Source organism: Hespellia stercorisuis DSM 15480 (assembly GCF_900142165.1).
Lineage (GTDB): Bacteria > Bacillota > Clostridia > Lachnospirales > Lachnospiraceae > Hespellia > Hespellia stercorisuis.
This window is the reverse complement of sequence record NZ_FQZY01000052.1, coordinates 1-21269: the sequence shown is the minus strand read 5'-3', so window position 1 is coordinate 21269 and position 21269 is coordinate 1. Positions and strand designations below refer to the sequence as shown.

Genomic DNA, 21269 nt, shown 5'->3' with positions numbered 1-21269 from the left:
CTCCTATTATATTCTATTCCTAAATTACATTGATTTGCGCTCTGCAATCTCCGCCATCTTGGCATCATTCAGTCTGGTGTCACCCTTCACTCTCGAGTAGGACAGGTACCCATTCATCCGCTCGATCTTCGTGAGGTTCGTACTTCCGCACTTCGGACACACATCCATATCAAGCTGCTCGTAGCCACAGTCATCGCAGTAAGACAGAGACAGGTTCACGCCCTCGTAAAAGCCCTTCTTCATAGCTCTGCGAATCAGAGACTTGACCGCCTCTTTGTTGTAGCTGATCGGATACTTTACATACTGGATCTTTCCGCCGTTGCTGTACTCCCAGAAGCGCCCCTCCAGATCCTGCTTCTGAATCGGTGTGATGTCCTCACTCACATGACAGTGAAAGCTGTTGCTGACATATTCACGGTCCGATACGTTCTCGATGATTCCGTATTTCTCCCGGAACTGTTTGATTTGTACTCCGCAGAGATTCTCTGCAGGGGTCCCATAAATCGCATACAGATGTCCATCCTCATCTCTGTACTCCAGAATCTTCTCATTGATATGCTTCAGAACATCCAGCGCAAACTGACCGTCCTCCACCAGTGATTTCTTGTTGTAGAGCTGCTGCAGTTCATTGAATGCCGTTATTCCAAAGGATGCAGTCGCTGATGCAAGCAGCGGTTTGATCTTGTCATACAATCCCAGATGTCCGCCGTAGAAGCCGCCCTCGCAATACGCCAGCGGGTTCGTAGAAGCCTTCATCTCTCCGAGGTAGGCATAGGTTCTGCAGTGCAGCTGGCGAATCAGGTTCAGGTAATAATCCAGTACTTCATAAAAATCCTTACTCTCCTGCTGTGCCTTCGCAAGGATCATCGGCAGATGCAGGCTGATTGCCCCAATATTAAAGCGGCCCACAAAAACAGGCATATCCTGCTCATCCGCCGGCTGGATCCCACCGCGCTCATACCAGGGTGAGAGAAATGCACGGCACCCCATCGGACTGATGATCCGGCCATACTTTTTATACATGCTTGCAATATATCCCTCCCCGGTCAGGCTCAGCCAATCCGGATACATGGTCGTTCTTGAGCATTCGATTCCCTCCTCAAACACGTCCTCCAACGGTTTTCCAGGTCCGTGCAGATTCTCGTCGTACAAAAATACGATTTTCGGAAACAGCACCGGTTTCTTGTGTCCTTTTTTCCCCTGTCCGTTCCGGCGCACTTGCAGCATCTTGATCGTCGCAAGCTTGCCGTACCTGTTGGTCTCGGTACCTGCCGTGATCGTGATAAACGGATAATCTCCACGGCTGGAGGATACAGAATTGAACTTGTACTCCCATCCCTGGAACCCCTGCTCCATTTCTTTCTCCAGATCGGTCCACGCAACCTCCTGTGCCTTCTCATCAGACAAGCCAAGCTCCCGGTATTTCTCCAATAATTTCTTGTATGATTTTTCCGCGTAAGGCGCCAGGATTTCGTCCACACTCGGCACCGTAAATCCGCCATACTGCTGGCTGGCGGCACTCAGCACGATGTCGCCGATCACATCAAACGCCGTATCCAGTGTCTTTGGCTCATTGTACCAAAGATTCCCCATCTCAAAGCCGCCGTTCAGCACGCTCTTCACATCAAACAGACAGCAGTTCATGGTATCACGTCTCGCCGACATATCGTGTATATAGATATAGCCGTCACGGATTGCCTGGATCTCCTCGACCGTCAGGAAAAACTTCTTATAAAGCTCTTTGTTCAGCTCATTGAAAATCAGACTTCTCTTGGTAGACACCAGCGCACTGTCCGTATTGGAATTTTCCTTATCACCGATATACATAATAGACTGGCTCTTCTTATAGACATCGTCCAGCATCTGCACAAAATCCTGTTTGTAATTCCGGTAATCACGATAACTCTTCGCGACTGCCGGATTCACCTTCTCCAGTGCACCTTCCACCACATTGTGCATCTGGGATATCCGGATCTCATCGATTCCCATCTCTTTTACTTTGTCCTCCACGAATCTGCAGATGTAATCCAGCTCTTCTTCCGTAAATGTAATCAGGGCACGATATGCGGACTTGTTCACTGCAACAACTACCTTCTGCACATTGAAATCCTCACGTGTTCCGTCTTTTTTGATTACCTTGATCATATATTTCACTCCTTTTCCGAATTTATCCACAACGTAAAAAACGCTATATTTAGTATTAGCGTTTCGCCTTGCCAACTAGATAGTGTATCTTTCTTAATAATGATATCACGTATGGCAAATGCCGTCAACGCAAAATCTTGCACAAAGAAATGGTTTCAGAACCGTTCTCATTTTGTAACTATTATTTTCGCCGGAGCTATCTCCTCCTTACAAAAATACCCTGCATGAAGAATTTTCATACAGGGTTCTCTCGTCAAAACGGATATTCGCAATCCGCTTTGCTACTTGCTCATAACCTCATAGCCGCTACGCTGCCTGCCAGTAGGAGCTTGAGCTCCTACTGACACAAGCAAGTCCCCACCCACCACTTAGTGTTCTTCACACTTGAAGTGGGGACTTCCTTGATGAGGTTAATTTCCACATTCAATACTGATTTCATTGAATTGTCTTAAAATATCATCTGTTTCCATATTTTGTTTGTCTTTTCCCGCCTTGTCGAGAATGCAGTCTCCCTGATGCATCATGATCAGCCGGTTTCCATATTCTACTGCATACCGCAGATTATGCGTCACCATGATGGTGGTCAGCTGCTTTTCTTTCACAATCTGATCTGTCAGCCTCATGATCAGCTCCGCCGTCTTCGGATCCAGTGCCGCAGTGTGCTCATCCAGAATCAGAAATTCGATCGGTGTCATCGTCGACATCAGCAGTGCCATAGCCTGCCGCTGCCCGCCAGAGAGAGAGCCCACCTTGACATCCATTTTCTCCTCGAGCCCGAGCCCGAGCTGACCGAGTATCTCTCTGTAATGCTCTTTTCTGGCCTTGTTGATTCCGCGCGACAGCCCAAAGTATCTGCCCTTGTTATCCGCCAGTGACATATTTTCGAGAATGGTCATGCTGGGGCAGGTTCCCACAGCCGGGTTCTGATAGACCCGTCCAATCTTGCGATTTCTCACAAATTCTTTCTGCCTGGTGATGTCCTCATCATTGACCAGAATCTGCCCTGCCTCCACCGGAATGCTCCCGCAGATGATATTCAACATGGAGGTTTTCCCGGAGCCATTACTTCCAACTACCGAGACAAACTCTCCCTTCTCTACCTTCAGATTGAAATCCTGAAAAAGGCACATCTCATTTACCGTCCCCGGATTATAATATTTATTAATTCCTCTCAGTTCAAGCATTTGTCTTTACCTTCTTCTTCCTATCCATACTAAGGATCAATATCACCAAAAACAACACCGCCGTAATCAGCTTCATGCTCTGTGGTTCAAATTGCCTGATCGCAATCGCCACACATGCCTTGTAGATAATCGAACCGATCAGCACCATAGTGGTCGCCTTAAAAAAAGAAAGGTTCTTAAACAGGCTGGTTCCGATAATTACGCTGGCCAGTCCGATAACGATTGCTCCGGTTCCCATCGAGATTTCGAACACACGCTGCTCCTGACAGAATACAGATCCCGCAAGACACACCAATCCATTGGCCAGCGCCAGTCCAAGAATTTTTACATTTCCCTGGTCTTTTGCGAGAGACGTTACAAGAATATCATTATCACCCACCGCACGCAGCAGAAATCCCGATTTTGTGCGGAGATATGCATCCAGCAGAATCTTGCAGATCACCACAATGACCAGCACGATAACCAGCGTTGCATACGGTGCCAGTGCCCCAGCGAACAGTCCGCTCACCAGATCGTTCTTAAAGATGGTTTCCTGAGAAAACAACGGCACGTTTGCCGTCCCCGCTATATAGAGGTTAATGGACCACAGTGCCGTCATCATTATGATTCCAGACAGCAGGTCGCGAACCTTGCACTTCACGTGGATCAGTCCTGTGCACACCCCCGCCAGCACTCCGACAGCAAACGCTGCCAGAAGTGTGATATAAGGGTTCATGCCCCTCGTGATCATCGCCGCCGTGATGGACGCTCCCAACGGGAAACTGCCATCTACCGTCAGATCTGGAAAGTCCAGAATTTTATAAGTAATGTATACCCCCAGGGCAAGTATTCCGTATATCAGTCCCTGTTCCAAAATCGTAATAATCATGCTCATGATTGTGCTCCGCCTTCTGTTTATTTACCCTTTTGATAATATTCCTGTCGACGCATCTCTTTCGACTGCATCTCTTTTCATTACCTCTCCTGGGATTATAACGCTTTACTGTGCCTCTACAGCGTCAAATGTCTGGACTGCTCCGTCTGTGATTGCCTTATCTACTTCCAGTCCCAGCAGCTCAGCCACTGCCGTGTTGTAATATAATTCACTCTCTGTGATGGTTTCAAAGTTAAGCTCTGATGCCTTCTTTTCCCCTTTGAGTACCTGAGCTGCCATCTTTCCTGTCTGTTCGCCGAGTGCCACGTAATCCAGACCTTCCGCTGCGAGGCATCCGATCTTCACCTGCTCGATCTCACTTCCGAATACCGGTACTTTTTTCTCATTCGCTTTTTCCAGAATCGTCGGAAGTGACGCCACTACGGTATTGTCTGTCAGGTTTGTGACGCAGTCTACTTCTGACAGCAGATCATCCGCTGCAAGTGACACATCCGCTGTAGTTGAAATACCTTTTGTTACCAATTCAAATCCATATTCTTCCACTGCCGCCTCATACTCTTTAATTGCAGAAACCGAGTTCACCTCACTGGTGGTATACATGATACCAAGCTTCTTTGCATCCGGCAGAATTTCACGGATCATCTTCAGCTGTGCTTCTACTGCAAGCTTATCGCTGGTTCCCGTCACTTCACCAACCGGTGTTCCATCCTCCGCTGCAAGCTCTGCGCTGACCGGATCCGTCACGGCTGTAAAGATCACCGGAATGTCCGCATCCATGGCTGCATTGTAGCAGGTCTGTGCACTCGGTGTAGCGATTCCGCACATCAAATCCACCTTATCAGAAACAAACGCGTCTGCAATCTGTCCTGCCGTACCCATGTCGGCTGCCGCATTTTTATACTCCACTGTCAGATTGTCGCCCTCTTTGATTCCCTCATCCTCGAGTCCTTTCAGAAAACCTTCCCGGCAATTGTCGAGTGAGCCGTGCTCCGCGAACTGGGAAATGCCGATCGTATAAGTCGTTTTTGCTGCATCAGATGCCGCAGAGCCATTTGCATCCGTTGATTTTCCCGCACATCCTGCGGCCAATGTTCCCACCATTGCTACTGTTAATAACGCTGCTACCATTTTCTTTTTCATTGTCTTCTCCTCTTTTTCTCTCTGTTTTTTATAGGCTGCATCCTTCAGGTATTTGCCTTCCATCCGGATCCGTACATCAGATTTTATGATCGATGTACTGTTGTTAGTCGAAAGAAACTGAGTTTTATTGACCGGAAAATTTTGATCTGACAGGAAACCCGAAGAATTTTCTACAAAATCAAAAAACCGCCCCAAACCAAAGGTTTGAGGCGGTAATAAATTCATATTATCGCGGTACCACTCAAATTGACACTAAGTCCACTTTCTCATGTACTAACATACATTCCTGATTGATAACGGGTTCGGTTCCCGACACGCCATACTCTCCCATAAAAAGATTTCAGGCAGCCCTCAAAAGTCCATTCAACTATTCACTTCATATGGCAATCTCACCACCTGCCACTCTCTGGAATGTCGTAAAATAATCTACTCGTCTTTCTCAACGGTTTGTTATATCATGGTTATCACTTTAATACATTCGTTTTTATTTGTCAAGCAAAATCTGATTATTTTTCTTTGGCACACTACTCCGGTGATGTTTGTCCAGACTCTGCCGCGCGCTGCCGGCATAGTGTCTTAACGCTCCTCACGGAAATAATTCGTTCCACAGCTCTTTGGCTGGGCGTGTTCCCGGCTCTCTCTCATGCTTGTGAGAATCAGAACAAGGATCGTGACGATATACGGTGCCATGTCATAGAATTGCGATGGAATCGGCAGTTCGACATAAAAACGCATGATCTTGAGCGCTCCGAACACCAGCGCAACCAGAATCGCTCTGGACGAGTCCCATGTTGCGAAGATAACCAGCGCCACCGCGAGCCATCCATAACCGCTTACACAGTCGTAAACCCACACGCCGCCCTGGCTCACCATACTGATGTACATACCGCCAATTCCGCAGATACCGCCTCCGACAACCGTCGCAATGTATTTGTACTTTGTGACATTGATTCCGGCCGCATCCGCTGTACCCGGATCCTCACCGACCGCGCGAAGATTCAGTCCCACACGGCTCTTGTTGAAGAACCATGCCATTGCAATCGCCACAAGAATTGCAAAATATACAATCCAGTTGTAATTGAACAACAGTTTGCCAATCACCGGAATTTTTGAGAGTACGGGAATTGAAACGCCCTGAAACGCACTCTTGATGGCGTCACCAACCACCAGCGATCCACCCGCTTTTTTCCCGAAATAGTCTCCGAAAAAATTACCGAATCCGGTACCGAAAATTGTCAGAGTCAATCCGGTCACATTCTGATTCGCACGCAGCGTAATTGTCAGGAATGCATAAATCAGGGCTCCAAATGCTCCGATCAGGAACGATATAAGCAGCGCGATCAGTGCACCCACAACACCGTTTGCATTTCCTCCGACCGCTTTCTCATAGAAGTATGCGCCCGCAATTCCGGACACAGCTCCCATGTACATCATTCCTTCCACACCAAGGTTTGTATTGCCGGACTTTTCCGTCAGGATCTCGCCCAGTGCACCCAACAGCAGCGGTGTTCCCGCAATGACTGCGGCCACAATCAGTTTTAATATGATATTAAGCATGGGAAACCTCCTTTCCGCCACGGAAAATCAGGCGATAGTTAATGAAAAATTCACATCCCAGCATAAAGAAGAGAATGATACCGATCAGCAGTGAGGACACCGATGCCGGAATGGCCATCGTCGTCTCAATCTGGTTGCACCCTCTCTCAAGGATTGCAATAAAGAACGCAACGCCCAGCATTCCATAAGGATTCATGTGTGCCAGCCACGCAACTGTGATTGCCGTGAACCCGACACCCCCTGCCGTCGTCTCGGTGATGGTAAAATCACACCCTGCCACCTGGAGAAAGCCCGCCAGTCCCGCCAGCGCCCCCGATAAAAACATGGTGCGCCGGAATACCTTTCCGACATTGATTCCCGCATATCTCGCTGTATTGTTGCTCTCACCTACCACGGAAATCTCATAGCCCTGCTTCGTCTTGTTAAAATAGATCCACGCCAGAATCACCAGAAGCAGTGCCGCGATCCACCCCCAGTGCACGCCGAGAATTTTTGTCAGACGCGCCTCCGGCTGAAGCATCGCCATCTTTGGAAACGACGAGCGTGGTGCCTTCCATGGTCCGTTCTGTAAATACTTAATCATATACAATGCAATATAGTTCAGCATCAGGGTAAACAGCGTCTCATTGGTTCCCCACTTTGCCTTGCAGAGTGCCGGTAGCAGACCATACAGACCGCCCATCAGAATTGCCGACAGCATCATTACAATGATCAGAATGACCTTCGGCAGCCTGTCTGCCCAGAAAAACCCCCAGTAGCCTGCCCCGATTGCCCCCAGCAGGATCTGGCCCTCCGCCCCGATGTTCCAGAACTTCATCTTGAACGCGAAAGAAATCCCGATTGCCGTGATCAAAAGTGGTATCGCGACCTTGATTGTCTCCTGACGGAGTACCGAGGAGCCAAATGCTCCCTGAATCATGTCCATATATGCCTGAACAGGATTCTTCCCAAGGAATAGAATCAGCAGCGCTCCTGTCAGCAGCGCGCAGACAAATGCGACTGCACGGATTGTCCAGGTCTTTTTCTGCGTAATCGTATCCCGTTTGACCATACGGACAAGTGGAACCTGTTGCTCTGTCTTTATACTGCTCATACGCTCGCCTCCTCATCATCTTTTTTTACCTGGATCATCATCAGGCCGATCTCCTCTTTTGTCACCTTCTCCGGGTCGACAATTCCGCTGACTCTGCCTCCGCACATCACCATAATTCTATCGGATATCTCCAGAAGGACATCCAGATCCTCCCCGATAAAAATTACAGCCACGCCCTTTTTCTTCTGCTCATTCAGCAAATCGTATATCTTATATGAGGAATTGATGTCCAGCCCGCGCACCGGGTAAGCTACGAGAAGAACCGACGGATTGCAGGCAATCTCTCTGCCCAACAGCACTTTCTGTACATTTCCTCCCGACAGTCTGCGAACCGGAGTATTCACGCCCGGTGTCACGATCTCCAGATCCTCGATCAGTTTCTCCGACAACTCCTGTGGAGCCTTCCGATCCACGAAGAGCCCCTTTTTGTTCTTATAACTGCGAAGCATTACATTGTCCACCATATCCATGGACGCAACCAGCCCCATTCCGAGCCGGTCTTCCGGAACGAATGCCATGCTGATGCCTTTCTTCACGATTTCATCCGGTTTCAGGCCGATGATACGCTCCATCACCTCATGCCCCTCCTTCGTTCCGGAGCACAGTACCGATCCGCCAATCGCCGGATAAAGCCCGGCGATCACCTCACAGAGCTCCTTCTGCCCACTTCCGGCAATCCCCGCGACACCCAGGATTTCTCCGCCATACGCTGAGAACGAAACCCGTTCCAGCGCTTTGACCCCATCCTCGCTCACGCAGGTCAGATCGATGACCTTGAGACGTTCTTTCTTGTCCTCTACCATGGGACGGTCAATCTTTAAGCTGACCACATGACCAACCATCATCTCTGTCAGCTTCTGCTGATCAGCCTCTTTTGTGTTGATGGTTCCGATGTACTCTCCTTTTCTCAGGATGGAAACCCGATCAGAAATTGCCAGCACTTCATGAAGCTTATGCGTGATAATAATGATGGATTTCCCATCCGCTTTCATATTGCGCAGAACTGCAAACAGTTTGTCGACCTCCTGTGGTGTCAGAACAGCCGTCGGTTCGTCCAGAATCAGTATATCCGCACCGCGAAACAATACCTTCAGAATCTCCACCGTCTGTTTCTCAGATACTGACATATTATAGACCTTTTTTGCAGGATCGATATCGAAGCCATACTTTTCTCCCAGCTCTTTCACCTGTCTGTTGAGTTCCTTCCTGTCAACCGTGACTGCCCCTTTTCTGCCCAACACAATATTCTCCGCTGCTGACAGCACATCCACCAGCTTAAAATGCTGGTGAATCATTCCGATTCCGTGATCAAAAGCATCCTTCGGTGAACGGATGGACACTTCCTTCCCCTGTACCCGAATGGATCCGCTGTCTGGGTAGTAAATTCCGGACAGCATATTCATAATCGTCGTTTTTCCACTTCCATTCTCTCCCAGAAGTGCCAGTATCTCACCGTTCCTCAATTCAAGATTAACATCCTTGTTCGCAATGACCTTGCCAAAGGTCTTGGTGATGCCCTGCATCTCCACGGCATTCTTCTCTTTCCTCTCCAAGAATATCCGCCTCCTCTTCTCATTGTTGTGACATGCCCCGCAGTTCCTTCAGCCGGATACATCTGTTATCTATACAGTCGACATACTGAATGAGCGTTATTGTCCAAATCTTTCATAATACTCAGTCTCCACACACCCTCAGCTGAGTATAGCAGAAAAGTGCCACCTTTCGGGGCACTTTTCAATCTTACAGTGACAAAACATTATTTTTTCACTGTGATTCCATCTATAATCCAGTCACTTGGAAATGCCGGAGATGAACCGCCGTATCCAATTTCCTGCTCATGGAAATATCCGTCTTTAATAAATTCAGTACCAAAGTCGTTCTTATATGTTGTCATTTCCTTGCCATCTACTGTAAATGTAGAGGTATCAAATACATGTAAATCACCGTCGATAATGGACTGTTTTGCCTTTTCAACTGCATCTGCTGCACCTTCCGGCATCAGATCCTCGTTATAATCGGTTACGAGTACCGCATTCTCTGCCAGTCCCTGACTCCAGTCTTTGTCGATTTCCTTACCGTCAAGCAGACTCTGTACCGCATATTCTGCGTAGATACCCCAGTCACAGCGACATGATGTAATAGAGGCCTTCGGAGCCTTGTCGATCATGTTCGTGTTATAACCGATCTGCCATACACCGGCTTTTTCTGCCGTTGTTGCTGCAGCTGCTGAATCACAGTGCTGTCCAATCACATCACATCCGTCATCTACCAGTGCCTGTGCAAGCTGCGCTTCCAGATTCGCATCATTCCATGTATTGGTGTACTGAACTTCCATCTGTACATCCGGGTTCACACTCTTTGCGCCCAGGTAGAACGCAGTATAACCGCTGATCACCTCAGAGTAAGGCATGGCTGCCACATAACCGATCTTGTTTGTCTCGGTCTTCATACCTGCAATGATACCCGTGAGATAACGTGCTTCATAGATTGAAGAAAAGTAGTTGTGTACATTTGCCAGCTCAGATGCCGCACTCTGATATCCTGTTGCATGACAGAACTGTACATCCGGATAATCTCCGGCCACTTCCATCACATAGTCCTCAAAACCGAAACTCGTCGCAAAAATAATATTGCATCCGCCCTCCGCAAGTTCACGAAGCGCTGTCTCACAGCTTGAGTCTTCGCCTACATTCGTCTTCTCAATCACCTGATCATCCGACAGCCCGAGAGCCTTTTTCATCTCTTTCGTTCCATCCATGAAGTTTGACGTATAACCCTGATCACTGTCATCTCCGATGTAAACGAATCCAACCTTAATGTTGTCCTTGCTCAGTGCATCGCTTCCTGCACTCGATCCGGAGCTGGAATCAGAGGATGAGCTGCTGCATCCCGCTACCAGTCCGACGATCATAACCACACTCAAAAGTGCTCCTATGATTTTCTTTTTCATACTGTTTCCTCCTTTTGGTAATTCCACATCGCCCGGCAGTCATCGTCTGTATCAAAAAAGGTGTCTGTTCCTACCGGAATAAACACCATTGTTCACTTTTTACCATAACTGTCAAGTACCTGCATGGAATATTTATTTAATTGACCTCTTTAATTATAGCAAATCAGCAGATGAAATACAAGGGGCATTTTCTACAGCCAGCCCCAGACATTTCGTTTCAATAAAAAGAATCCCCACAGTTCAGTCTGCCGACTCTCCGTGAATACTTCTGCTATTCCTGAAGTGCCTCCACGCATTCCGCGATGTAGGCCTTTACTTTATCCTTGTCCATCTTCAGAGAAACCGCAAGTTCTCCGTACAGACACTCCTCTGCTGCATGGAGATACCGCTCATCCACAGCCGTTGTCTTCTTCCCCTCCTGCTGTCGCTCCTGGCCTCTCAGATAAAGAGTTTTTATGATGCGGATCCATTCATTACAATCATGCTTTTCCATGGTCGCTTTGTATGTTGCCTCTCTTACCCGCTCCTCGCTAATATCGATTTCCTCAATAGACGGAATCCTGTTGATCAGTTCCTGTGCTTCCTCGTATGTCAGGATCTTTCTCATTCTGACCTTCCCGCTGTCGACGGGTGTATAGATCAGACTGCCATCGCTGTAGAGCGGATGAAGGGTATAATACTTTTTCTCCTTGTTCAGGCAGTCAATATCAAGATATCCAACATCTACCACCTGACAAACTCCTTTTAAACCATAAATTACATAATCATCTATTTTGTACATTTTATAACCTCCTCTAATTACATTTTAACACATTTCAACCTGTAACATAAGGAGAATTTGTGCGTGCATACTATCTACCACTCATACGGCGTTGCCTGATAGACATAATAATTCAACCAATTCGTATATAAATTGTTAGCATGAGATCTCCATGACAGAATCGGTTTATTCTCCGGGTCATCATAAGGATAATAATTTTCCGGCATCTTGATATTTAAGCCCTTCGCCTTATCCCTCTTATATTCCTGATCCAGCGTGATTCTATCGTATTCCGGATGTCCCATCACAAAAATCTGACGGCTCTCTTCCGCTATACACAAAAATACTCCTGCTTTTTCCGATGAAGCCAGAACCTTCAGCCGATCATCCGCTTCTATCTCTTTCATCGGCACTCCCGTATGTCTGGAATGCGGTGCGTAAAAAACATCGTCAAATCCACGCACCAGCGGAGTTTTCCGATTCTTCACGCGATGCCGGAACACCCCGAACATTTTCTCCGGCAGCTGAACCTTGTTAATTCCATAGTGATAATACAGTCCGGCCTGTGCTCCCCAGCATAGATGGAGCGTTGAGGTAACGTGTGTCTTTGTCCACTCCATAATCTCCTTCAGTTCGTCCCAGTAATCCACTTCCTCAAACGCCAGCTGTTCTACCGGTGCCCCCGTGATAATGAAGCCGTCAAACTTCTGATCCTTTATGTTCTCGAAGGGCTCATAGAACTTATTGATGTGGCTGGTCGAAGTATTTTTAGCCACATGACTGGAAACATGCACAAACACCACATCCACCTGAAGCGGGGTGTTCGACATGGAACGGAGAATCTGAAGCTCCGTGTCCTCCTTCAGCGGCATCAAATTCAGCAGTCCAATTTTGATTGGACGGATATCCTGATGAGTCGCCCGATACTCATCAATCACAAAAATATTTTCCCTCTCCAGGATTTCTTTGACGGGCAGGTCATTTTGTACTCGAATTGGCATAGCTTACTCCTCTTTATCCTCTCTTTTCAAATTTGTCTCATTCATATATTCTATCTTATTGTCGGCTGTACGCTCCGAAGCAGCCCCCGGATTGTTCGAATCCAAACCAAATTCCTGATGTATGAAATTTCCTTCCTTATCCACAAAGCTGAGTTCCCCATAATAGCTGCTTTCCAGTGGCAGATTCTTTTTCTCCAGCCTGTAATCCAACAGCATCTCAACAATGTAATAAACTACCGCAAATGTCGGAACACCGAGAATCATTCCCGGAATGCCAAACAGTCCGCCTCCCAGCAAAATTGCAAACACTACCCAGAAAGAGGACAGTCCAGTAGAATTGCCCAGAATCTTCGGTCCAATGATATTGCCATCCACCTGCTGTAACACCAGAATAAAAACCAGGAAATAGATACCCTTGAGCGGGTTATCCAGCATAATCAGAATCGTGCTCGGTATCGCTCCGATATACGGACCGAAAAACGGAATCACGTTGGTCACTCCGACTACCACACTCACAAGAAGCACGTACGGCATCTTCAGAAGTGACAGCCCGATAAAGCACAGTACCCCGATAATAATAGAATCAATGATCTTTCCAATAATAAATCCTCCGAAGATGGAGTTGCTCTTCTGTGCAATGTGGAGGATCATATTCGCATGTTGCGGTTTGAAAATCGCATAAATGCACTTTTTGGTCTGTCCGGAGAATACTTCTCTGCTGAATAACACATAAATTGACACGATAATGCCAATAATAAAATTCAAAAGTTCACTGAAAATATTAATCACACCGACCGTCAGATTAGACATCAGCTTATTCGTCTGTGACAACAGATCCGTCTTCAACCACGTCTGGAAATAGTCTGTAGCCTCGGTCAGACCGGTTGCAAGAATTTTGCTCACCGTAGAATTTTGCTTGTTGATCTCATTAATCTGATCCAATACGTGATTAAGCTGATTCGGAACAGTAAAAATCATGGTGCGGATACTTGTATACAATTCCGGTATCAGCATATTCAGCAATGCCACGATAATCACAAGCAAAACAAGCAGCGACGCAAGAACGCCAATCCCTCTGCCAATCTTGTGCACCGTAGACTGGTTCCGGATCCGCTTTTCCAGTTGTGGATTCAGATACCTCTCAACAGTTTTGACGATTGGATTAAGCAGATATGCAATTGCCAGACCATAGATAATCGGCTTCAGAACACCGAACACCGCCACAAAAACATTGGACAGATTCGTCAGTCTCAGCAAAAAAAAGTAAAATAAAATGCTCGCCGCAATTACGACAAACGTTCCAAATCCTCTGCTGAAATGTATTCTGATTTTTGAATCCTTCTTTTTTTCCTTTGACTGTGGCATACCTGTATAGTATTCGTCTGACGTTTCTTTTCTTTCCTTCGGCTGCTCTTTTTCTGCCCGTGTCCGGGTCGATTCTGCGCGTTCTTCCCCGCCGTCTTCAAAACGGCTTGGATCTCTATTTACTTCCGGTTTGTTCGAACTCTCGCTCTTATAAGTCATCGTTCTTTTGCGCTCCCTTCATACCTGTTCTCTCATTATACCCCAACACGAGTGAAAGCGTCAACCTGCAAACAGCAGACAGGGAACCTGCTAGTCGCGGTTCCCTGTCTGCTTCTTGTTGTCTGTTTTTCATTTTTCTCTTTATTCTGTAATGTTATGATGCCAGGATCAAAAAAATTTTGCCCCCGGCATCCTGTCGTCTTTCTATGATTTACAGGTAAAGGTTGCACACTCTGTTCCATCGGCATTCGACGCACAGCTGCCTTCCACACTGATTCTCCCGGCCTCGCACTTGCAATTATCATTGTAGGCGCAATCCGTAGCCTTACAGTCTACGCAAGAACAATCCGATGCGGATTTTGTGCTGTTGCTGTACTGATCACCTTTCCGTTCCACAAAACTGTCACAGCATGTCTCAAACGAGCTTTTTGCCTGATCTCCTCCCACAACAATCGATTCCAAATCGCAGAGCATCTGCTGATTATGCGCACATGTCTGTACGGTACACTTTAACTCCGGCATAAAAATACCTCCTATAATTTTTATTTATAGAAGGTATTCTGCTCATATTGCAGGCAAATTATTCATTTTTATTTCTTTTTGTATTCCACTTCGATTTTACGAATCTCTTTGGTGCGGATTTCTTTGCAGATATCCTGAATAAATACTTCAATATCTTTTTGTCCTTCATCTCCAAGGAATCTGCTGCTCACGGAAATCTTTCCTTCCGCCTCTTCCTTCTCGCCTACCACGATACGGTAAGGTACTTTTGCAAGACGGGCCTCACGGATCTTATAACCGATTTTTTCAGAACGGCTGTCAACAGTACACTTAATTCCGTTTTCCTTCAGCTGTTTTTCCACTTTCTTCGCATAATCGTGGAATTTGTCTGAGATTGGAAGAATGCGAACCTGCTCCGGACACAGCCATGTTGGGAACAGTCCGGCATATTTTTCAATCAGCCATGCCAGAGTTCTCTCATAGCAGCCGATGGACGTACGATGGATAATATATGGACGTTTCTTCTCTCCGTCTTTATCCACGAATGTCATGTCAAAGTTTTCTGCAAGGAACATATCCAGCTGGATCGTAATCATGGTATCTTCTTTTCCATACACGTTCTTTGCCTGTATGTCAAGCTTCGGTCCGTAGAATGCCGCCTCACCTTCCACTTCTGTGTACTTGATTCCGATATGGTTCAGGATCTGTCTTGCTTTTTCTTCCACCTCATCCCACATCTGTCTGGTTCCCATATATTTTTCCATGTTATTCGGATCTGCAAGTGACAGTTCATAAGTCACATCTTCCTCCAGCCCCAGTGTCTCCAGGCAGTATTTTGCAAGATCCACGCAGCCTCTGAATTCTTCTTCCAGCTGATCCGGACGGACAATCAAATGTCCCTCTGAAATCGTGAACTGTCTCACTCTTGTCAGCCCGTGCATCTCTCCAGAATCTTCGTTTCTAAACAATGTGGAAGTCTCGCCATAGCGGCATGGCAGGTCGCGATAGCTCTTCTGGCTCTGCTTGTACACATAATACTGGAATGGGCAGGTCATGGGACGGAGTGCAAAGACTTCCTCACCCTCTTTTTCCTCATCTCCCAGCACGAACATTCCCTCTTTGTAATGTCCCCAGTGGTCCGAGATTACGTAGAGATCTTTCTTGGCCATGAGCGGCGTTTTGGTTCTCATATAACCACGCTTTTCTTCCTCATCCTCGATCCAGCGCTGCAATGTCTGAATGATTGCAGCTCCCTTTGGCATCAGAAGCGGAAGTCCCTGTCCGATGACATCGACCGTTGCAAACAGCTCCATCTCACGTCCCAGTTTATTATGGTCACGTTTCTTGATCTCTTCCAGATGCTCCATGTGTTTTGCGAGATCCTCTTTATTCGTGTAGGCAGTTCCGTAGATACGGGAGAGCATCTGTTTATGCTCGTCACCTCTCCAGTAAGCACCGGAAGAGGAAATCAGCTTGTAGGCTTTAATCCTGCTTGTACGGTCCACATGCGGTCCCGCACAGAGATCTACGAAATCTCCCTGCTTGTAGAAGGAGATCACCGCGTCCTCCGGCAGATCATTGATCAGCTCCACCTTGTATGGCTCGCCTTTTTCTTCCATGAATTTTACTGCCTCTGCTCTTGGAAGCTCAAAACGCTCGATTTTCAGACCCTCTTTAATAATTTTTTTCATTTCTTTTTCGATGGCATCCAGATCCTCTCTCGAGAACGGAGCATGCTCGAAATCATAATAAAATCCATCCTCAATCGCCGGCCCGATTGCCAGCTTCGCCTCCGGATACAACCTCTTTACTGCCTGTGCCATCACGTGGGATGCACTGTGTCTCAGTGTCTGTAATTCCTGATTTACTTCACTCATTTTTCTTCTCCTTTTACTATCGCTGCCACTCTTCCTTTTCAAGAGACAGTCCCTTTTTATATCTTTTCATCTGCCGGTCATCCCAATACTCCAGATCATGTTCACCGGCCATCGTCTCGACATGATGAACAAACTCATGTCTGAGAACTTCTCTAAGTCTCTTTGTCCACTGTTCCTCAGAGGAATCTCCCATAACAGCGGCTACGGATCCATAATAAATCACAATCATTCTCCCTGCCAGATTGTATTGATATTCTCCAAGGATCAGCAGATCATCCGCTCTGGCTGCCGGATTCACTTTCCGATCCGGAACCAACGAAATCCCGCCGTTTAATCCCGCAAAAACACCCTGCGGAAGTTCATCCACCAGACCATCCAGAATATGATTTACCTCCTGTATTGTGAGCATGCACACCTCCTCCTTTACCACCGGACTCAAGCGTTTAGAGAGGGGATTCGTATCGACATAATTCCCTTCCGCCGCAGTGCGAATCCCGCGGAGCGTTTTTATATCACAGACGGTTCGAAAGAATTTCCTGTGGTATAAAAAAAAACCCCTCTCTGTATCTCTACAGAAAGGGACGAGTCTACTCATAGCTCGCGGTTCCACCCTACTTGAGCTGACAATACGTCAGAACCACTTCATTGTGATGATAACGGAATCACCGGACAGTTTTGCTGCCACTCAGAGGTAGTCTTCAAATGTTTCCGTGATAAGAAGCTTCCAGCACAAGGCTTCTCTCTCTGTAACCTTTCACATTCTACTCGTCTCTTCAACGTGTTTTGTAATATATGGTTATTATAACACTGCGATTTTATTTGTCAAACATTTTTGTCTGAAATATCCGGAGGCATAATCTCAACCAATAATATATGCAGGCAAAAAATTCCCGTACCAGATAATTCGCCTGAAGCACTGGATTGCTGGATGCCGCTATCCCCCGGATATTCTGATATCCGAGACTTTTCGCGATCATCAAAGCCCGATACATGTGGAAATCATTCGTGACAAGCCCGATCCGCCCCTTCCGGTCAGGAATAAATGCCGCGCTGAAGGACAGATTCTCCTGTGTCGTCGTTGATTTGTCCTCCAAAATGATTCTCTCGGATTCCACGCCATGTTCTGACAGGTACGCCGCCATCGCAGCAGCCTCCGGTATGTCTTCGCCCTTGCCCTGTCCGCCGGAGACGATTGCCCTTGCATCCGGATTATCTTCCAGATACCGAAGTGCCTGTATCAGCCGCCGTTCAAGTGAGTTGGTTATCCTCGTTCCCCGGACCTGTGCTCCCAAAACGATAATGTATTCCAGACCGTCCTCCGCCTTTTTGAGCATGGCAGAGCAGATCAGCCCCTCCACAACCAGAAAGCAACAGACAAAGACTGTCGCAGCCACAATGAGATATCTGCAGACCGTTTCCGGCAGGACCGGCAGCAGAAAGGACAATGCCAGCAGTGCCAGCCCGGAGAGCAACCAAAAAAGAAGAAATGTACTATTCCTTCTTTTGGTGTAAATCCTTATTAAAATGTAATATGCCAGACAGCATATACTCAGGATAAACAGAATTATTTGCCACAGCATTTTTTGTATTTCTTTCCACTTCCGCATGGGCACGGATCATTTCTTCCGATCTTCTTTTCCTTTACGATAGTCCCGGATTTTTTCTGCTCCAGATACAGTGCTTTTTTCTGCTCCGCATCGAAGATCTCGTTCCACTGCGGAAGCTCATATAACCAGTCTGCCTTGGCATCGACCATATTTTTGTACAGTTTTTCTTTGTCGAACGCAAGACTTACCTCTGTGTTTTCATCCATCGTCTCAATCGGGTTCTCAATCTTCAGGCTGTCGTTGATTCCATCCAGAAATCCAACCATAGTCATGACTGTCTGTCCATATTTTTCAGCCAGCTCCTTTACTGTCCCCTTTACTTCCGTATCCGGCGCATTCAGTAACTGCTCGTAGATTTCTTTCTCAATATTGAAATATCCTGCCCAGAAATTCTGCAGCTGTGCATTGTCCATCTCTTTGGAATACGCCGTATCTCTCCATTGCTCTAATAAACTTTTCTCTTCGTTTGCCATTTTAAAAACTCCTTTGTTTCCACGTCTTTTTTTATTTCCATCTGATTATATAACGAAACCGGGGTATAGTAAAGTCATTTTTACTATACCCCGATTGCATTTTACGGATTTTTCTTATATAATAAAGCAATCTCTCGAAGCAGACTGTGTCGGCTGCAGCAGAAACGCAGTCCCGTAATTTCACGATATTAACCGGTTGTCTGCTTCGCCCGGCCAGCTGCTGACATTATATTTCGAAAGGACATTCTTATGAAAAAGACAAAACGTATTCTCGCCCTGATTGGCGCCCTCCTTCTTGCAGGCATGTACATAAGCACTCTGATTTTCGCGTTTATTGGTAGCCCTGCTGCTGTCGATCTGCTCAAAATTTCCGTTGCCTGCACCATCTTTCTCCCGGTTCTGCTGTACGCCTGCTCTCTGGTCTATCGATTATCCCGAAAAGACAAGGACGATGATTCTTCAGCGCAATAAGATGCTTCTCTGCTCTTTCATCTGCCTACATGCAAAATTCCGCAAATGTAAGAGCAGTCCAATTCTCCGGTATCTCTGGTACTTTACTATTTCTTCTTTTCTCTTTATCCCGTATCAGTTTCTGTCTTTCCAGATACTCCTCCATGGTTATCATCTCTTGTCTGCACGATTCATTTTGATTCATAGCGATACCTCCATTTCTGTCGAATTTTTTACGCGTGAGCACTTCTCCTTCTCTTTTATTTTTTACTGTTCTTTTTTCCGCTCACCATACAGTATATTTTCGTTATCCTCAAAACATACCAACATTTTTTCATTTCGGCTCTTTTTCGGCATAACAAAAGAGCCTGAGAAAATTGTTCTCCCGGCTCTTTGTGCATGAATCCTGACTGACTCATTTCTTTTTTTATTTTTCGCGGTAAATGATTTCATCTCTTCCCGGTCCATTGCTGACCATGGTAATCGGATAGCCGATCTGTTCCTCAATAAACTCGATGTACTTTCTGCAGTTCTCCGGCAATTCTTCGTAATTCTTGATTCCACGGATGTCTGTCTGCCATCCTGGAAGAACCTTCAATACCGGTTTTGCCTTTTCAAGCAGATGTGTCGTCGGGAAATCAGTTGTCACTTCCCCATCAATCTCGTATCCCACACATACTGGAATCTCATCAAGATAGCCCAGTACATCCAGAACGGTAAATGCAACATCCGTTGTCCCCTGCATTCTGCAGCCATACTTGGACGCAACACAATCAAACCATCCCATACGACGCGGACGACCTGTTGTTGCTCCATATTCTCCACCGTCTCCGCCGCGTCTTCTGAGTTCATCTGCCTCTTCCCCGAAGATCTCGCTGACGAAAGCACCCGCACCGACTGCACTGGAGTATGCCTTGCAGACCGTGATGATCTGTTTAATCTCATACGGCGGGATTCCTGCTCCGATTGCTCCGTATGCTGCCAGTGTTGAAGAAGAGGTAACCATCGGATAGATTCCGTGATCCGGGTCTTTCAGTGAACCCAGCTGTCCTTCTAACAGCACTTCTTTTCCGTCCTTCATTGCATTGTGTAAAAACAGTGCAACATCACATACGTATGGCGCAACCATCTCTTTGTATTCCTGTAATTCTTTATATAAATCATCCGGATTAATCAGCGGTTTATGATAAAGATGTTCCAGCATCACGTTCTTCTGCTCCGCGATACGAACCACTTTTTCTTTCAGTAATTCATCGTCAAATAATTCGCTCACCTGGAAACCGATCTTTGCATATTTATCTGAGTAGAACGGTGCAATTCCGGATTTGGTCGAGCCAAAAGATTTTCCTCCGAGACGTTCTTCCTCATAAGCATCAAACAGTTTATGGTAAGACATTACCATCTGTGCTCTGTCTGAAACGAGTAACTTCGGTGCCGGAACTCCCTTGTCAGTAATGGATTTCACCTCAGCAAACAGTACCGGAATATCCAGTGCCACACCATTTCCGATGATACTTGTTGTATGATTATAAAACACACCTGACGGTAATGTGTGAAGTGCAAATTTACCGTAATCGTTCACGATTGTATGACCGGCATTCGCACCGCCCTGAAAGCGAACAATAATGTCTGCTTTCTCACCAAGCATGTCTGTGATTTTTCCCTTTCCTTCGTCTCCCCAGTTTGCTCCTACTACTGCTTTAACCATAATGATTCCTCCTGCGTGTGCATATTTTTCTGCAATCTGCCAATCTGCCTTGCTATTATACTATATTTTTAGGGTAATGTAAAATGGTATTTCCAATTACCAGCGTTGAGGAATAAATTTAATTGTGTCTATCCCTCATCTACTGTGTATGTTTTTTAGCACTTTATCCACATTTTCCTTGTTAACGCCTTTTGTTATGCACTTCGTATAGGTCCACGAAGCCAATCCTAAAAAAATGTGGATTATTCAGTTATTTCGTCTTTCATTTAACCACCACCTGTGCTAAAATAACCTTGTTATTCCAAGTACATTGTTGTGTACTTAAAAATGTAGGATACATCTTCATTCGTTACTGTCAGTCCGCGAAAACTTTCCAGTAGCCCTGAAGATGTATTTTTTATTGTCTGCTTAAGTTCTTTGATATA

Annotated in this window: 19 protein-coding genes and 2 other annotated features; of the genes, 1 reads left to right on the top strand and 18 read right to left on the bottom strand. The window is 46.4% G+C overall.

The window, feature by feature from the left end:
* Positions 1–24: 24 nt before the first annotated feature.
* The 16 genes from nrdD to BUB85_RS14960 all read right to left on the bottom strand — a co-directional run bounded on the left by nrdD (position 25) and on the right by BUB85_RS14960 (position 18686).
* Positions 25–2145, bottom strand: coding sequence for an anaerobic ribonucleoside-triphosphate reductase (gene nrdD, locus BUB85_RS15035; protein ID WP_073111963.1), 2121 nt, complete (start codon positions 2143–2145; stop codon positions 25–27).
* Between the two features lie 410 nt (positions 2146–2555).
* On the bottom strand, positions 2556–3329 hold the full coding sequence (locus tag BUB85_RS15030; protein WP_073111961.1) for an ABC transporter ATP-binding protein: 774 nt from the start codon (positions 3327–3329) through the stop codon (positions 2556–2558).
* Complete coding sequence (locus BUB85_RS15025) at positions 3322–4203, bottom strand: ABC transporter permease (protein ID WP_073111959.1); 882 nt, start codon at positions 4201–4203, stop codon at positions 3322–3324. The genes BUB85_RS15030 and BUB85_RS15025 overlap by 8 nt, the downstream gene beginning before the upstream one ends.
* 105 nt (positions 4204–4308) lie before the next feature.
* Positions 4309–5343, bottom strand: coding sequence for an ABC transporter substrate-binding protein (locus BUB85_RS15020; protein ID WP_073111995.1), 1035 nt, complete (start codon positions 5341–5343; stop codon positions 4309–4311).
* A gap of 202 nt (positions 5344–5545) precedes the next feature.
* Positions 5546–5795: a binding site (T-box leader), on the bottom strand.
* Positions 5796–5919: 124 nt separating this feature from the next.
* Positions 5920–6900, bottom strand: coding sequence for an ABC transporter permease (locus BUB85_RS15015; RefSeq protein WP_073111957.1), 981 nt, complete (start codon positions 6898–6900; stop codon positions 5920–5922).
* Entirely contained in the window at positions 6893–7993 is a 1101-nt protein-coding gene (locus BUB85_RS15010) for an ABC transporter permease (protein WP_073111955.1), read from the bottom strand. Before BUB85_RS15010 ends, BUB85_RS15015 begins: the two co-directional genes overlap by 8 nt.
* Positions 7990–9516: an ABC transporter ATP-binding protein gene (locus tag BUB85_RS15005; RefSeq protein WP_073111993.1), complete on the bottom strand. Its 1527-nt coding sequence runs from the start codon at positions 9514–9516 to the stop codon at positions 7990–7992. The genes BUB85_RS15010 and BUB85_RS15005 overlap by 4 nt, the downstream gene beginning before the upstream one ends.
* A gap of 233 nt (positions 9517–9749) precedes the next feature.
* Positions 9750–10943, bottom strand: a complete 1194-nt coding sequence (locus BUB85_RS15000) for a BMP family ABC transporter substrate-binding protein (protein ID WP_073111953.1) — start codon at positions 10941–10943, stop codon at positions 9750–9752.
* Between the two features lie 271 nt (positions 10944–11214).
* Positions 11215–11724: a CarD family transcriptional regulator gene (locus BUB85_RS14995; protein WP_073111951.1), complete on the bottom strand. Its 510-nt coding sequence runs from the start codon at positions 11722–11724 to the stop codon at positions 11215–11217.
* Between the two features lie 74 nt (positions 11725–11798).
* Entirely contained in the window at positions 11799–12704 is a 906-nt protein-coding gene (metA, locus tag BUB85_RS14990; protein WP_073111949.1) for a homoserine O-acetyltransferase MetA, read from the bottom strand.
* A gap of 3 nt (positions 12705–12707) precedes the next feature.
* Positions 12708–14228 (bottom strand): AI-2E family transporter, encoded by a 1521-nt coding sequence (locus BUB85_RS14985; protein WP_084534074.1) that lies wholly within the window; start codon positions 14226–14228, stop codon positions 12708–12710.
* A gap of 204 nt (positions 14229–14432) precedes the next feature.
* On the bottom strand, positions 14433–14750 hold the full coding sequence (locus tag BUB85_RS14980) for a DUF1540 domain-containing protein (protein ID WP_073111947.1): 318 nt from the start codon (positions 14748–14750) through the stop codon (positions 14433–14435).
* A gap of 68 nt (positions 14751–14818) precedes the next feature.
* Positions 14819–16606 carry a threonine--tRNA ligase gene (gene thrS / locus BUB85_RS14975; protein WP_242945451.1) on the bottom strand — a complete coding sequence of 596 codons (1788 nt, stop codon included), beginning with the start codon at positions 16604–16606 and terminating at the stop codon, positions 14819–14821.
* A 16-nt stretch (positions 16607–16622) separates the two neighbouring features.
* Entirely contained in the window at positions 16623–17015 is a 393-nt protein-coding gene (locus BUB85_RS14970; RefSeq protein WP_073111945.1) for a metallopeptidase family protein, read from the bottom strand.
* A gap of 165 nt (positions 17016–17180) precedes the next feature.
* Positions 17181–17392, bottom strand: a binding site (T-box leader).
* A gap of 29 nt (positions 17393–17421) precedes the next feature.
* A complete protein-coding gene (locus BUB85_RS14965; protein ID WP_073111943.1) occupies positions 17422–18186 on the bottom strand; it encodes a YdcF family protein in 765 nt (254 codons plus the stop codon).
* Entirely contained in the window at positions 18171–18686 is a 516-nt protein-coding gene (locus BUB85_RS14960; RefSeq protein ID WP_073111941.1) for an SEC-C metal-binding domain-containing protein, read from the bottom strand. The genes BUB85_RS14965 and BUB85_RS14960 overlap by 16 nt, the downstream gene beginning before the upstream one ends.
* Before the next feature lie 249 nt (positions 18687–18935).
* Here BUB85_RS14960 and BUB85_RS14955 point away from each other — a divergent pair, with 249 nt between their 5' ends.
* A complete protein-coding gene (locus BUB85_RS14955) occupies positions 18936–19157 on the top strand; it encodes a hypothetical protein (protein ID WP_073111939.1) in 222 nt (73 codons plus the stop codon).
* Between the two features lie 25 nt (positions 19158–19182).
* Here the strand turns inward: BUB85_RS14955 and BUB85_RS21535 are convergent, their stop codons facing one another.
* Both BUB85_RS21535 and BUB85_RS14945 read right to left on the bottom strand, forming a co-directional pair.
* Positions 19183–19341 (bottom strand): hypothetical protein, encoded by a 159-nt coding sequence (locus BUB85_RS21535; protein WP_159434657.1) that lies wholly within the window; start codon positions 19339–19341, stop codon positions 19183–19185.
* A gap of 222 nt (positions 19342–19563) precedes the next feature.
* Positions 19564–20844, bottom strand: coding sequence for an adenylosuccinate synthase (locus tag BUB85_RS14945; protein WP_073111935.1), 1281 nt, complete (start codon positions 20842–20844; stop codon positions 19564–19566).
* Between the last annotated feature and the right edge of the window lie 425 nt (positions 20845–21269).